Annotated in this window: 12 protein-coding genes; 7 read left to right on the plus strand and 5 right to left on the minus strand. The window is 69.0% G+C overall.

The annotated features are described in order from the left end of the window. The first annotated feature begins 81 nt into the window (after positions 1 to 81). The 6 genes from ACFWP7_RS41690 to pgi all read left to right on the plus strand — a co-directional run bounded on the left by ACFWP7_RS41690 (position 82) and on the right by pgi (position 6,340). Positions 82 to 1,293, plus strand: a complete 1,212-nt coding sequence (locus ACFWP7_RS41690) for a phosphoglycerate kinase (protein ID WP_384393576.1) — start codon at positions 82 to 84, stop codon at positions 1,291 to 1,293. A 41-nt stretch (positions 1,294 to 1,334) separates the two neighbouring features. Beyond that, on the plus strand, positions 1,335 to 2,090 hold the full coding sequence (gene tpiA / locus ACFWP7_RS41695; RefSeq protein WP_384393600.1) for a triose-phosphate isomerase: 756 nt from the start codon (positions 1,335 to 1,337) through the stop codon (positions 2,088 to 2,090). A 125-nt stretch (positions 2,091 to 2,215) separates the two neighbouring features. Continuing rightward, a complete protein-coding gene (gene secG, locus ACFWP7_RS41700) occupies positions 2,216 to 2,446 on the plus strand; it encodes a preprotein translocase subunit SecG (protein WP_266465805.1) in 231 nt (76 codons plus the stop codon). Positions 2,447 to 2,688: 242 nt separating this feature from the next. Next, positions 2,689 to 3,024, plus strand: coding sequence for an RNA polymerase-binding protein RbpA (locus tag ACFWP7_RS41705; RefSeq protein WP_082412914.1), 336 nt, complete (start codon positions 2,689 to 2,691; stop codon positions 3,022 to 3,024). 322 nt (positions 3,025 to 3,346) lie between these two features. Continuing rightward, positions 3,347 to 4,615 (plus strand): MFS transporter, encoded by a 1,269-nt coding sequence (locus tag ACFWP7_RS41710; RefSeq protein ID WP_384393579.1) that lies wholly within the window; start codon positions 3,347 to 3,349, stop codon positions 4,613 to 4,615. A gap of 72 nt (positions 4,616 to 4,687) precedes the next feature. Beyond that, positions 4,688 to 6,340 carry a glucose-6-phosphate isomerase gene (gene pgi, locus ACFWP7_RS41715; protein ID WP_384393582.1) on the plus strand — a complete coding sequence of 551 codons (1,653 nt, stop codon included), beginning with the start codon at positions 4,688 to 4,690 and terminating at the stop codon, positions 6,338 to 6,340. A gap of 334 nt (positions 6,341 to 6,674) precedes the next feature. Here the strand turns inward: pgi and pgl are convergent, their stop codons facing one another. The 5 genes from pgl to tkt are packed head-to-tail and all read right to left on the minus strand — an operon-like array spanning position 6,675 to position 13,310. Next, complete coding sequence (pgl, locus tag ACFWP7_RS41720) at positions 6,675 to 7,457, minus strand: 6-phosphogluconolactonase (protein WP_384393585.1); 783 nt, start codon at positions 7,455 to 7,457, stop codon at positions 6,675 to 6,677. Then, complete coding sequence (opcA, locus tag ACFWP7_RS41725; protein ID WP_384393588.1) at positions 7,454 to 8,530, minus strand: glucose-6-phosphate dehydrogenase assembly protein OpcA; 1,077 nt, start codon at positions 8,528 to 8,530, stop codon at positions 7,454 to 7,456. Before opcA ends, pgl begins: the two co-directional genes overlap by 4 nt. Further along, positions 8,527 to 10,050: a glucose-6-phosphate dehydrogenase gene (gene zwf / locus ACFWP7_RS41730; protein ID WP_384393591.1), complete on the minus strand. Its 1,524-nt coding sequence runs from the start codon at positions 10,048 to 10,050 to the stop codon at positions 8,527 to 8,529. The genes opcA and zwf overlap by 4 nt, the downstream gene beginning before the upstream one ends. A gap of 4 nt (positions 10,051 to 10,054) precedes the next feature. Beyond that, on the minus strand, positions 10,055 to 11,173 hold the full coding sequence (gene tal, locus ACFWP7_RS41735; protein ID WP_384393594.1) for a transaldolase: 1,119 nt from the start codon (positions 11,171 to 11,173) through the stop codon (positions 10,055 to 10,057). A gap of 34 nt (positions 11,174 to 11,207) precedes the next feature. Then, entirely contained in the window at positions 11,208 to 13,310 is a 2,103-nt protein-coding gene (gene tkt, locus ACFWP7_RS41740) for a transketolase (protein ID WP_384393597.1), read from the minus strand. A 378-nt stretch (positions 13,311 to 13,688) separates the two neighbouring features. Between tkt and ACFWP7_RS41745 the strand changes: the two genes are divergently transcribed. Next, entirely contained in the window at positions 13,689 to 14,642 is a 954-nt protein-coding gene (locus tag ACFWP7_RS41745) for a heme o synthase (RefSeq protein ID WP_384393605.1), read from the plus strand. Positions 14,643 to 14,786 lie beyond the last annotated feature (144 nt).

The following is a 14,786-nucleotide window of genomic DNA, read 5'->3' on the forward strand; positions in this document are numbered from 1 at the left end:
GGCGTGCGCTGCCCGAGCCCTGTGCTACGTAGTGATCGATCAGCCCTCTCGGATCCGAAGAGCCCCCTAGGAGTCCCTTTCATGAAGACGATCGACGAACTTCTCGCCGAAGGCGTGGACGGCAAGCGGGTCTTCGTCCGCGCCGACCTGAACGTGCCGCTGGCCGACGGCCTCATCACCGATGACGGCCGCATCCGCGCCGTCCTGCCGACCGTCAAGGCCCTCGCGGACGCGGGCGCCAAGGTGGTCGTCGCCTCGCACCTGGGCCGCCCCAAGGGCACCCCGGACCCGGCGTTCTCCCTGCTGCAGCCCGCCGAGCGGCTCGCCGAACTCCTCGGCGCCCCGGTCGCGTTCGCCCAGGACACCATCGGCCCCGCCGCGCACGACGCGGTGAACGGCCTGCAGCCCGGCCAGGTCGCGGTCATCGAGAACCTGCGCTTCAACGCCGGCGAGACCTCCAAGGACGACACCGAGCGCGGCGAGTTCGCCGACCGGCTCGCCGCCCTGGCGGACATCTACGTAGGCGACGGTTTCGGCGCGGTACACCGCAAGCACGCCTCCGTGTACGACCTCCCGGCGCGTCTGCCGCACTACGCGGGCTACCTCATCGCCACCGAGGTCGGCGTCCTGAAGAAGCTCACCGAGGACGTCAAGCGCCCCTACGTGGTCGCGCTCGGCGGCTCCAAGGTCTCCGACAAGCTCGCCGTCATCGACCAGCTGCTCGGCAAGGCCGACCGCATCCTCATCGGCGGCGGCATGGCCTTCACCTTCCTCAAGGCCAAGGGTTACGAGATCGGCGCCTCCCTGGTCCAGGACGATCAGCTGGCCGCCGTCACCGAGTACGTCGAGCGCGCCGAGAAGAACGGCGTCGAGCTGGTCGTCCCGGTCGACGTCGTGACCGCGGGCGAGTTCCCGGACCTGAAGACCAAGGCCCCGTCCAACCCCACCACCGTCGCCGCGGACGCCATCCCGGCCGACCGGATGGGTCTCGACATCGGTCCCGAGACCGGTGCCCTGTACGCCTCGAAGCTCGCCGACGCGGCCACCATTTTCTGGAACGGCCCCATGGGCGTCTTCGAGCACCCCGACTACGCCGAGGGCACCAAGGCGGTCGCCCAGGCCCTTCTCGACTCCCCGGCCTTCACGGTCGTCGGCGGTGGCGACTCCGCCGCCGCCGTCCGCATCCTGGGCTTCGACGAGACGGCATTCGGCCACATCTCGACCGGCGGTGGCGCCTCCCTCGAATACCTCGAGGGCAAGACGCTCCCCGGCCTCGCCGCACTGGAGGACTGACCTACATGGCTCCATCTATTTCCTCTGGGCGCACGCCGCTGATGGCGGGCAACTGGAAGATGAACCTCAACCACCTCGAGGCCATCGCCCACGTCCAGAAACTCGCCTTCGCCCTCGCGGACAAGGACTACGAGGCCGTCGAGGTCGCCGTCCTGCCGCCGTTCACCGACCTGCGCTCCGTGCAGACCCTCGTCGACGGCGACAAGCTCAAGATCAAGTACGGTGCCCAGGACATCTCGGCGCACGACTCCGGGGCCTACACCGGCGAGATCTCCGGCCCGATACTGGCCAAGCTGAAGTGCACGTACGTGGCGATCGGCCACTCCGAGCGCCGCCAGTACCACCACGAGACCGACGAGCTCGTCAACGCCAAGGTGAAGGCCGCCTACAAGCACGGCCTGACCCCGATCCTGTGCGTGGGCGAGGAGCTGGACGTCCGTGAGGCGGGCAACCACGTCACACACACGCTCAGCCAGGTCGAGGGCGGTCTCAAGGACCTCCCCGCCGAGCAGGCCGAGTCGGTCGTGATCGCGTACGAGCCCGTCTGGGCCATCGGCACCGGCAAGGTCTGCGGCGCCGACGACGCCCAGGAGGTCTGCGCGGCGATCCGCGGCAAGCTCGCCGAGCTGTACTCGCAGGAAGTGGCCGACGCCGTCCGTATCCAGTACGGCGGCTCGGTGAAGTCCGGGAACGTCGCGGAGATCATGGCGAAGCCCGACATCGACGGTGCGCTGGTCGGCGGTGCCTCCCTGGACGCCGAAGAGTTCGTGAAGATCGTCCGTTTCCGGGACCAGTGAGCCGAAGGCTCGCGGTCGCGAGTATGCGGTAGCGGCGATCCGTCGTACCCTTGCGGGGGCCAGGTGGGCAACCACCCGGCCCCCGTCGTCCGTCCAGATCCGAGGAAGTTGGTCCAGCCGTGGTTATGGGGTTCTCGATCGCCCTGATCGTCTTCAGCGGGCTGTTGATGCTGCTGGTGCTGATGCACAAGGGCAAGGGCGGCGGCCTCTCCGACATGTTCGGTGGCGGCATGCAGTCGTCCGTCGGTGGCTCCTCGGTCGCCGAGCGCAACCTTGACCGCATCACCGTGGTGATCGGTCTGCTCTGGTTCGCGTGCATCGTCACGCTCGGCATCCTGATGAAGGTCAACAACTGACCAACGGCCGACATTGGCCGACGCACATCGGTACAACTGCACATAACGCACGCACTTTGCGCACGTAAGGCCCCATGTTCGGTACGCGACGTAAATCGCGACCTATCATGGGGCTTGCGTCTAGGGGCGGGGGTGTAACTCCAATCACTGGACGCGCGTTGGGCCTTACGTAGACTGAGGCGCTCGCAGCGAAGCGTCACGCCGACTCGCTTCGCGGCACCATTACGCAGGGAGTTACGACCGTGGCAAGTGGCAACGCGATCCGAGGAAGCCGGGTCGGGGCGGGGCCGATGGGCGAGGCCGAGCGTGGCGAGTCCGCGCCGCGGCTGCGCATCTCCTTCTGGTGCTCCAACGGGCACGAGACGGTTCCCAGCTTCGCCAGCGACGCGCAGGTTCCCGAGACCTGGGACTGCCCGCGCTGCGGCTTTCCCGCCGGACAGGACCGGGACAACCCGCCGGCCCCGCCGCGCACCGAGCCGTACAAGACGCACCTCGCGTATGTACGGGAGCGGCGCAGCGACGCGGACGGCGAGGCGATCCTCGCCGAGGCGCTCGCCAAACTGCGGGGCGAGATCTAGGGGTTGAGAACCGGCCGGGTGCCTTTGGGCGCCTGGCCGGAGCTGTATCGCGCGCAGGGTCCGACGTGACTCACCTGCGGCTCGCTCGTCATGCGTCGAGTCCGCTTGTCCGTGCTCGCTTGTCAGTGGTTTGACGGTGAGTGGCTCGACGGTGAGCGGTTCGCTGGTGAGCGGTTCGCTTGTCAGTGGCTCGACGGTGAGCGGTTCGCTTGTCAGTGGCTCGACGGTGAACGGTTACCTTGTCAGTGGCTCGACGGTGAACGGCTCGCTTGTCAGTGGTGCCCTCTACGGTTCTTGAAGTGACGGAACCGAAGGGGGCGTTGTGACGGCGACGGAGCTGGCGGGGGTACGGGCGCCCGCGTGGCGCGGGGGATTCGGGCGGCTGTGGACCGCGGCTGTGGTGTCGCGGTTCGGCGACGCGCTGCGGACCGCCGCGCTGCCGCTGCTCGCCGTGCACCTCAGCGACGATCCGCTGGTCGTTGCCTCCGTCACGGCCTGCGGCTATCTGCCCTGGCTCCTCTTCGGTCTGCTCGGCGGGGCGATCGCCGACCGGGTCGACCAGCGGCGTGCGATGTGGGCGGTGGACGTCGTACGGGGCACGCTGGTCGCCTGTTTCGCCCTCGCCGTCGGGCTGGGGCACGCCTCGATCGTCGTCCTGATCGTGCTCGCTTTCACCCTGACGACCCTCCAGACACTCTTCGACAACGCCTCCACGGCCCTGCTGCCGTCCCTGGTGGACCGTGCCGAGCTGGGCAGCGCCAATGCCCGGCTGATGACCGGGCAGCAGCTTGCCGGCGGCCTGCTGGCCGGTCCCCTCGTGCCTCTCCTGCTGGTGGCCGGGGCCGCCGTGCCGTTCGCGGCCGACGCGGTCACCTATCTGCTGGCCGCCGCGCTGGTGGCCTCCCTACGGATACGGCTGCCCGCGCGGGATCCGCGTCCGGCCGGGAGCACCCTGCGCGCCGAGATAGCCGCAGGGCTGCGCGTCCTGTGGCAGGACCGGGTGCTGCGGGCGGTGTGCGTGGCCACCCTGCTGTGCAACATCGGCATGGGCGCGCTCATCGCCACCCTCGTCCTGCACGTGACGCGCTGGCTGCACGCGGGCAACGTGGAGTACGCGGCCGCGATGACCGCCTTCTCCGTCGGCAGCCTGGCCGGAGGAGCACTGGCCCCGTGGCTGGCGCGCCGGACAGGGAGGGTCGGCAGCCTGTTCCTGGGCGGTTGTGTCCAGACGTCGGCGCTGCTGCTCATGGGCACCGTCCGCCACCTGGGCGCCGTCATCGTGGGCATGGTGCTGCTCGGAGCGATGAACCTGGTGTGGAACGTCAACCAAGTCACGCTGATGCAGCAGCGCAGCCCGGACGCCATGGTGGGCCGCATCAGCTCCGCGGTCCGTACGGCCTCGACGTCCGGAGGGCCGGTCGGTGCCCTGCTGGGAGGCGCGGTGGCGGGCGGCTACGGGCTGAACGGGCCGGCACTGCTCGCGGCCGCGCTGTTCGCACTCGCCGTCATTTCGCTGATACCAGGGTGCCTGCCGGACGTATCTGTTGTTGAGCCGGACGACGGTGCCACGACAGCTCACGTCAAGCCCTGATCAATTAGGTTGGGACCGGCAGCGGGGCAAGGTACGCAGCAGCACAGGCAGGAAAGAAGGCGGAAGTCCGAGATGAACGCAGAAAGCCGTTCCAGGCTCAACCAGACGCCCGAGTGGACCGCGCTGGCCGAGCACCGCGAGGAGCTCGCGGAGACCCACCTGCGCGAGCTGTTCGCGGCCGATCCCGGGCGCGGTGGCGGATACACCCTTGAGGTCGGCGATCTGCACGTCGACTACTCCAAGCACCTGGTCACCGACGAGACACTGAGGCTGCTGCGCGAGCTGGCCGCGGCGACCGACGTCTTCGGGCTGCGGGACGCCATGTTCCGCGGCGAGAAGATCAACACGACCGAGGACCGGGCGGTGCTGCACACCGCGCTGCGTGCCCCGCGCGACGCGGTCATCGAGGTCGACGGCGAGAACGTCGTTCCGGCGGTGCACGCCGTGCTCGACAAGATGGCCGGCTTCGCCGAGCGTGTCCGCTCCGGCGAGTGGACCGGCCACACCGGCAAGCGCATCAAGAACATCGTCAACATCGGCATCGGAGGCTCCGACCTCGGCCCGGCGATGGCGTACGAGGCGCTGCGCTCCTTCACCGACCGCGGCCTCACGGTCGGCTTCGTGTCGAACGTGGACGGCGCCGACCTGCACGAGGCGGTGCGGGACCTGGACCCGGCCGAGACGCTGTTCGTCATCGCCTCGAAGACGTTCACCACGATCGAGACGATCACCAACGCGACCTCGGCGAGGAACTGGCTGCTGACCGAGCTGAAGGCCGGTCAGGAAGCCGTCGCCAAGCACTTCGTGGCCTTGTCGACCAACGCGGAGAAGGTGTCGGACTTCGGCATCGACACGGCGAACATGTTCGAGTTCTGGGACTGGGTCGGCGGGCGGTACTCGTTCGACTCGGCGATCGGTCTCTCGCTGATGATCGCCATCGGGCCCGAGCAGTTCCGGTCGATGCTCGACGGGTTCAGGATCGTGGACGAGCACTTCCGCACCGCACCCGCCGAGTCCAACGTGCCTTTGCTGCTCGGCCTGTTGGGCATCTGGTACGGCAACTTCCACGACGCCCAGTCGCACGCGGTGCTGCCGTACTCGCACTACCTGTCCAGGTTCACCGCCTACTTGCAGCAGCTGGACATGGAGTCCAACGGGAAGTCCGTGGACCGGGACGGACTTCCCGTGGAGTGGGAGACGGGTCCTGTCGTGTGGGGCACGCCCGGTACCAACGGGCAGCACGCGTACTACCAGCTCATCCACCAGGGCACGAAGCTGATCCCGGCCGACTTCATCGGCTTCGCCGAGCCCGTCGCCGATCTGCTGCCCGGTCTGGTCGCCCAGCACGACCTGTTGATGGCGAACTTCTTCGCGCAGACGCAGGCGCTGGCCTTCGGCAAGTCGCCGGACGAGGTGCGGGCGGAGGGGGTGCCCGAGGAGTTGGTGCCGCACAAGACGTTCAAGGGCAACCACCCGACGACGACGATCCTCGCGCGTGAGCTGACGCCGTCGGTGCTGGGGCAGTTGATCGCTCTCTACGAACACAAGGTGTTCGTCCAGGGTGCCGTCTGGAACATCGACTCCTTCGACCAGTGGGGAGTCGAGCTCGGCAAGGTGCTGGCCAAGCGGGTGGAGCCGGCGCTGGCGGAGGGGGCCGATGTGCCCGGGCTTGACGCGTCGACGACGGCACTTGTGGCCAAGTACCGGGCGCTGCGGGGGCGTTAGCCGGGTGGGTGGTGGGGGTTTTCTTCGCCCCCTCCGCCCCTGCCCGTCCCTTGTTCCTGGGGCTGCCCCCAGACCCCCGCTTCGGCCCGAACGGCCTCGTCCTCAAACGCCGGACGGGCTGAAAGATGTCCCCCGGCCCGGAGCCGAAGAGCGCCGCCCTCATGGGTGGGTAGGGGGCCGGGATGGCGTCGCCTCGTCCCTCAAGCCCCGGACGGGCTGGAGACAGCCTCTCCGGCGTTTGAGGTGCGGGGTCTGGGGCGGAGCCCCAGAAGGACGGGAATGGGTAGGGGTGGAGGGGCGAGGAAAACCTCTTCCGCCCCCTCCGCCCCTACCGTCACGCCGAAGCCGGCGGATACAGCGACCGCGGCAGCTGGGAAGCCGCTGCCGCGTCCAGGAGCCACAGGGTGCGGGAGCGGCCCCGAGCGCCGGCGGCCGGGGCCTGTACCTCGCCCGCGCCCGACAGGGCGATCGCCGCGGCCTCGGCCTTGTCCTCGCCCGCCGCGAGCAGCCACACCTCACGTGCGGAGCGGATCGCGGGAAGGGTGAGGGAGATCCGGGTCGGCGGAGGCTTCGGGGCGCCGTGGACACCGACCACCGTGCGGTCGGTCTCCCTTACCGCGGGCAGCTCGGGGAAGAGCGAGGCCACGTGGGTGTCGGGCCCGACGCCCAGCATCAGCACGTCGAAGGTCGGGACCGAGCCGTGGTTCTCGGGGCCGGCAGCCTTCGCGAGCTCTGCCGCGTACGCCTCCGCCGCGGCCTCCACGTCCGAGCCGTACGGGCCGTCCGAGGCAGGCATCGGATGCACCCGGGCGGGATCCAGCGGCACGGAGTCCAGGAGCGCGGCACGAGCCTGCGTGTCATTGCGTTCCGGGTCGCCCTCGGGCAGGAACCGCTCGTCGCCCCACCACAGGTCGAGGTGGGCCCAGTCGACGGCGTCCCGGGCGGGGGCCGAACTCAGCGCAGCCAGGAGCCCGTTGCCGTTGCGGCCGCCCGTGAGGACGATCGAGGCGTAGCCGCGCGAGGCCTGCGCGTCCACGATCTTCGTGATCAGCCGGGCCGCAGCGGCCTCGGCCATCAGCTCCTTGTCGCGGTGGACGACCAGTTGCGGAGTGCTCACTTGGCAGCCGTCCCCTTGGCCGGCGGCATCTGCGCCGGAGACGGCCGGTTGCCGGTCGCGGCCGCGGAGGACGTCCTCGAAGCAGAGTCCGCCACGGCGGACGCCGGAGTCCGGGTGGGCAGCGGAGACCGGTCCGTCGTCGACTGAGCGCCTCCCAGCCGGTCCACCCCGAACCGCAGCGCCGACGCGTACGTGTCGTCCGGATCGAGTCGGCGCAGTTCCTCCGCCATCAGCTCGGAGGTCTCGCGGCGCTTGAGCGCCACCACGCGGTCCGGCTGGCCCTCCAGCGTCAGGGTGGCCATCGCCCCGTCAGGGCGTTGCAGTGCGACGGGACCACCGGTGGTCTCCAGGCGTACCAGGGTCAGCCCGGGGCCGGCGGAGACCCCGCGCTGGACGTGGACGTGCAGCCGGTCGGCGAGCCACATGGCGAGCAGTTCGACGCTCGGGTTGAACTCCTCGCCGGTCACCTCCGCGGAGATGACCTCGCAGTCCACCTGGTCGAGGGCGGCGGCCAGCATGGAGCGCCAGGGGGTGATCCGGGCCCATGCCAGGTCGGTGTCGCCCGGCTCGTAGTTCTCGGCGCGGGTGCGCAGTTCGTCGACGGGCTTGACCGCCGAGTAGCTGTCGGTGACCCGGCGCTGGCCGAGCGCCCCCAGCGGGTCCTTCGCCGGGTCGCGCGGGGAGGCCACCGGCCACCAGACCACCACCGGGGCGTCCGGCAGGAGCAGCGGGAGCGCGACGGACTGGGCGTGGTCCGCGACCTCGCCGTAGAGCCGCAGGACGACCGTCTCGCCGGTGCCCGCGTCCGCGCCGACCCGTACCTCGGCGTCGAGGCGGGACTTCGTGCGGTCGCGCGGCGAGCGGGAGACGCGCTTGACGACCACGAGGGTGCGCGAGGGGTGCTCGCGCGAGGCGTCGTTCGCGGCCCTCAGGGCGTCGTAGGCGTTCTCCTCGTCGGTGACGATGACGAGGGTGAGCACCATGCCGACGGCAGGGGAGCCGATGGCCCGGCGGCCCTGCACCAGCGCCTTGTTGATCTTGCTGGCCGTGGTGTCCGTGAGGTCTATTTTCATGGGCGCCGCCAGCTCCGTCCGTCTCGCTCGAGCATTTCGTCCGCCTCGACGGGGCCCCACGTGCCCGAGGGGTACTGCGCGGGCGTGCCGTGCTTGTCCCAGTACCGCTCGATCGGGTCGAGGATCTTCCAGGACAGCTCGACCTCCTCGGTGCGCGGGAAGAGGTTGGAGTCACCCAGGAGGACGTCCAGGATCAGGCGCTCGTACGCCTCGGGGCTCGACTCCGTGAAGGACTCGCCGTACGCGAAGTCCATCGATACGTCCCGGATCTCCATGGAGGTGCCGGGGACCTTGGAGCCGAAGCGGACCGTGATGCCCTCGTCGGGCTGGACGCGGATGACGATCGCGTTCTGGCCCAGCTCCTCCGTCGCGGTGTGGTCGAAGGGGGAGTGCGGGGCGCGCTGGAAGACCACCGCGATCTCGGTGACGCGGCGGCCCAGCCGCTTGCCGGTGCGGAGATAGAAGGGGACCCCGGCCCAGCGGCGGTTGTCCACCTCCACCTTGATCGCCGCGTAGGTGTCGGTCTTCGACTTGGGGTCGATGCCGTCTTCCTGGAGGTAGCCGACGGCCTTCTCGCCGCCCTGCCAGCCGGCCGCGTACTGCCCGCGGACCGTGTTCCGGCCCAGATCCTTCGGCAGCTTCACAGCGCCGAGCACCTTGGTCTTCTCGGCGGCGAGCGCGTCCGCGTCGAAGGAGGCGGGCTCCTCCATCGCGGTGAGCGCCATCAGCTGGAGCAGGTGGTTCTGGATGACGTCACGGGCGGCGCCGATGCCGTCGTAGTAGCCGGCACGGCCGCCGATGCCGATGTCCTCGGCCATCGTGATCTGTACGTGGTCGACATACGACCGGTTCCAGATCGGCTCGAACATCTGGTTGGCGAAGCGGAGCGCCAGGATGTTCTGGACGGTCTCCTTGCCCAGGTAGTGGTCGATGCGGAAGACCTGGTCCGGGGCGAAGACGTCCTCGACGGTCGAGTTGAGCTCCTCGGCCGACTTGAGGTCGTGACCGAAGGGCTTCTCGATGACCGCACGGCGCCAGGAGCCGTTCGGCTGGTCGGCCAGCCGGTGCTTCTTCAGCTGCTTGATGACCACGGGGAAGGCGGACGGCGGCACGGAGAGGTAGAAGGCGAAGTTGCCGCCCGTGCCCTGTGCCTTGTCCAGGTCCTCGATCGTGGAACGCAGCCTCTCGAAGGAGTCGTCGTCGTCGAAGGTGCCCTGCACGAAGCGCATGCCCTGGACGAGCTGCTGCCAGACCTCCTCGCGAAAGGGCGTGCGCGCGTGTTCCTTGACCGCGTCGTGGACCTCCTGCGCGAAGTCCTCGTCGGCCCACTCGCGCCGGGCGAAGCCGACGAGGGAGAAGCCCGGCGGCAACAGACCCCGGTTGGCGAGGTCGTACACCGCGGGCATCAGCTTTTTACGTGACAAATCGCCCGTGACGCCGAAGATGACCAGGCCCGACGGCCCCGCGATACGCGGGAGCCGTCGGTCTGCGGGGTCACGCAGCGGGTTGCTGCTTGACAAGGTTTCAGCCCTCCGAGGGGGCGAGGCGCTGGAGCTCTGCCTCTGTCGACTTGAGCAGGTCGTTCCAGGACGTCGCGAACTTCTCGACGCCCTCGTCCTCCAGGAGCTGGACCACGTCGTCGTAGGAGATCCCGAGCTTCTCGACCGCGTCGAGCTCGGCACGGGACTGCTCGTACGTACCGGTGATGGTGTCGCCGGTGATCTGACCGTGGTCCTCGGTGGCCTCAAGAGTGGCCTCCGGCATGGTGTTCACCGTGTTCGGCGCGACCAGTTCGTCGACGTACAGGGTGTCCTTGTACGCCTTGTCCTTGACGCCGGTCGAGGCCCACAGCGGACGCTGCTTGTTGGCCTGGGCCTTGTCGAGGGCGGCCCAGCGGTCGGAGGAGAAGACCTCCTCGTACGCCTGGTACGCGAGCCGCGCATTCGCCAGGCCCGCCTTGCCGCGCGCGGCCTTGGCCTCCGGCGTGCCCAGGGCGTCCAGCCGCTTGTCGATCTCGGTGTCCACGCGGGACACGAAGAACGACGCCACCGAGTGGATCTTGGAGAGGTCGAGGCCGGCGGCCTTCGCCTTCTCCAGGCCCGCCAGGTAGGCGTCCATGACCTCGCGGTAGCGCGCGAGCGAGAAGATCAGCGTGACGTTGACGCTGATGCCCTTGCCGATGACCTCGGTGATCGCGGGCAGGCCCGCCGGGGTCGCCGGGATCTTGATGAGGGTGTTGGGGCGGTCCACCAGCCAAGCCAGTTGCTTGGCCTCGGCGACGGTCGCCGTCGTGTTGTTGGCCAGCCGTGGGTCGACCTCGATCGAGACCCGGCCGTCCTGACCCTGCGTCGCGTCGAAGACCGGGCGCAGGATGTCGGCGGCGTCACGGACGTCCGCCGTCGTGATCATGCGGACGGCTTCTTCGACGGTGACCTTGCGGGCGGCGAGCTCGGTGAGCTGCCGCTCGTAACCGTCCCCACTGGAGATCGCCTTCTGGAAGATCGACGGGTTGGTGGTGACGCCCACGACGTGCTGCTGGTCGATCAGTTCGGCGAGGTTGCCGGACGTGATCCGCTTGCGCGACAGGTCGTCCAGCCAGATCGCGACGCCTTCCTCGGAGAGGCGCTTGAGTGCGTCTGTCATGGAAATTGCATCTCCTACGTGTCGTATGTCAGCGTCAGCGCTGGGCTGCGGCGATCGATTCCCGGGCGGCGGATGCGACGTTCTCGGCAGTGAAACCGAATTCGCGGAAGAGCACCTTGCCATCGGCCGAAGCACCGAAGTGCTCCAGCGAAACAATGCGTCCCGCGTCCCCGACGAACCGGTGCCAGGTGAGACCGATACCGGCCTCGACCGAGACTCGCGCCCGCACCGAAGTCGGGAGAACGCTGTCCCGGTACCCCTGGTCCTGCTCGTCGAACCACTCCACACACGGCATGGACACGACCCGCGTCGGGACGCCCTCGGCCTGGAGCTGCTCACGCGCCTCGACGGCGACGTGCACCTCGGAGCCGGTGCCGATGAGGATGACCTCGGGCGCTGTGCTCTGTCCTTCGGGCCCTTCGGCCTCGAAGAGCACGTAACCGCCCTTGGCGGCATCCTCGTTGGGCTCGTACGTCGGTACGCCCTGGCGGGTCAGCGCGAGACCGTGCGGGGCGCCCTTGCCGAACACCTTGGTGTAGCGCTTGAGGACCTCGCGCCAGGCGATCACGGTCTCGTTGGCGTCCGCGGGACGGACCACGTTCAGGCCGGGGATCGCACGCAGCGAGGCCAGGTGCTCGACCGGCTGGTGCGTCGGACCGTCCTCGCCGAGGCCGATCGAGTCGTGCGTCCACACGTACGTCACCGGTGCGTGCATGAGGGCCGAGAGACGGACGGCATTGCGCATGTAGTCGGAGAACACCAGGAAGGTGCCGCCGTAGATACGGGTGTTGCCGTGCAGCGCGATGCCGTTCATCTCGGCGGCCATCGAGTGCTCGCGGATGCCGAAGTGAATCGTGCGGCCGTACGGGTTCGCCTCCGGCAGCGGGTTGTCCGCCGGCAGGAAGGAACTCGTCTTGTCGATGGTGGTGTTGTTCGAGCCGGCCAGGTCGGCGGAGCCGCCCCACAGCTCGGGTACCACCGCGCCGAGAGCCTGCAGCACCTTGCCGGACGCGGCACGGGTGGCGACACCCTTGCCCGTCTCGAACACCGGGAGGTGCGACTCCCAGCCTTCGGGCAGTTCACCCGCGGCGATGCGGTCGAACTCGGCGGCACGCTCGGGGTTGGCCGTACGCCAGGCAGCGAAGCCCTTCTCCCACTTGCCCTTGGCCTCGCGGCCACGGTCCAGGGCCTGCCGGGTGTGCGCGAGGACCTCGTCGGCGACGTCGAAGGTCTTCTCCGGGTCGAAGCCAAGGACGCGCTTGGTGGCCGCGACCTCGTCGTCGCCGAGCGCCGAGCCGTGCGCGGCCTCGGTGTTCTGCGCGTTCGGGGCTGGCCAGGCGATGATCGAACGCATCGCGATGAACGACGGCTTGTCCGTGACCGTCTTGGCGGCCTCGATCGCGTCGTAGATGGCGTGCGGGTCGAGGTCGCCGTCCGGCTTCGGGGCCACGCGCTGCACATGCCAGCCGTACGCCTCAAAGCGCTTGACGGTGTCCTCGGAGACCGCGGTCTCCGTGTCGCCCTCGATCGAGATGTGGTTGTCGTCCCACAGCAGGATCAGGTTGCCGAGCTTCTGGTGACCTGCCATCGAGGACGCTTCGGCGGAGATGCCCTCCTGGAGGCAGCCGTCACCGGCGATCGCGAAGATGAAGTGGTCGAACGGGGATTCACCCTGAGGGGCGTCCGGATCGAACAGGCCGCGCTCGTAACGGGTGGCCATCGCCATGCCCACCGCGTTGGCGACACCCTGGCCCAGCGGACCCGTCGTCGTCTCCACGCCGGGGGTGTGCCCGTACTCGGGGTGGCCGGGAGTCCTGCTGCCCCACGTCCTGAAGGCCTTCAGATCGTCCAGCTCCAGGCCGAAACCGGCCAGGTAGAGCTGGGTGTAGAGGGTCAGGGACGAGTGGCCCGCGGACAGCACGAAACGGTCGCGTCCGGTCCAGTCGGGGTCCGCCGGGTCGTGGCGCAGCACCTTCTGGAAGAGGGTGTACGCGACAGGCGCCAGGCTCATCGCCGTACCGGGATGGCCGTTACCGACCTTCTGTACGGCATCGGCGGCCAGGACGCGGGCGGTGTCCACCGCCCGCTGGTCCAACTCGGTCCACTCGAGGTCTGTGGTGGTCGGCTTGGTGCTCACCCTGGGTCAGGGCTCCTCTCCACATGTTCCACGTGTCGAAATACCGGCGCGCGTGCGCCCACCGGCCGTTGTCGAGCCTACCCCCGTAGGTACGTGCGTTCTTTCGAGTCATTCCAGACTGCCGGGAGTCGCCGGAATCCGCCTCCCGACCGGTCCATTCCTCATTCGGCAAGTGAATACGGAGCCGCTCGTCCGAGTGCTCAACCGAGCCTCGTGCCGCCCGTCGCGAGTGCGTTGCTGCGTCCCTGGTGCGACGCCTTCCAACACGACCCCACCCCCGCGAATGTCGGGGTATGGGCAACGTCTACAGTGGCGTGGTACGCGCGAGCCTTTACGGGGAGTTCACACCCGGGGCTCGCTGGGATGTCTCTGTCAGGGGTGTACGTGACGGCCGTCGAATCCCGTCCACCGGGGGTGCTCGGGACGAGCAGCAGTCCAAGCCACCGGCCGTTCGGGGCCCGTGTCATGGCGTTTGTGGCGCTCACGAAGCCACGGATCATCGAGCTACTGCTGATCACCACCGTCCCGGTGATGTTCCTGGCCCAGCAGGGGGTGCCCGACCTGAAGCTGGTGCTCCTCACCTGCCTCGGCGGCTACCTCTCGGCGGGCGGCGCCAACGCACTCAATATGTACATCGACCGTGACATCGACGCACTGATGGACCGGACCTCGCAGCGGCCCCTGGTCACCGGCATGGTCAGCCCGCGCGAATGCCTCGTCTTCGGTCTCTCGCTCGCCGCGGTCTCCACGCTCCTGTTCGGCCTGACGGTCAACTGGCTCTCGGCCTGGCTCTCCCTCGGCGCACTCCTCTTCTACGTCGTCGTCTACACGATGATCCTCAAGCGCCGTACGTCGCAGAACATCGTCTGGGGCGGTATCGCCGGCTGCATGCCCGTCCTCATCGGCTGGTCGGCGGTGACCGACTCGATGTCCTGGGCCCCGGTCGTCCTCTTCCTGGTCATGTTCTTCTGGACGCCGCCGCACTACTGGCCGCTGTCGATGAAGGTGCGCGCCGACTACGCGCGCGTGGGCGTGCCGATGCTGCCGGTCGTCGCCTCGAACAAGGTGGTCGCCCGCCAGATCGTCCTCTACAGCTGGGTGATGGTCGCCGTCTCGCTGCTGCTCACCCCGCTCGGCTACACCGGCTGGTTCTACACGGCGGTCGCCCTGGTGGCCGGCGGCTGGTGGCTGTGGGAGGCGCACGCGCTGCAGCATCGCGCCAAGCACGAGGAGGCGGGCGGCAAGCTCAAGGAGATGCGGCTGTTCCACTGGTCCATCACCTACGTATCACTGCTGTTCGTGGCGGTCGCGGTGGATCCCTTCCTCCGCTGAGCTTTCCGAGGCCCTCGACGGGCGGGGGGGGGGGGGCAGGCCCCCCCCCCCCCCCCGCCCCCGGCAGCAGACCCCCCGCCCACACCCCGCCCCCCGCAGTACCCCTCCGACCACCCCACGCCGCCGGCACAACCTCCCGCCCAA

Source organism: Streptomyces sp. NPDC058470 (assembly GCF_042721055.1).
Taxonomy (GTDB): Bacteria; Actinomycetota; Actinomycetes; order Streptomycetales; family Streptomycetaceae; genus Streptomyces.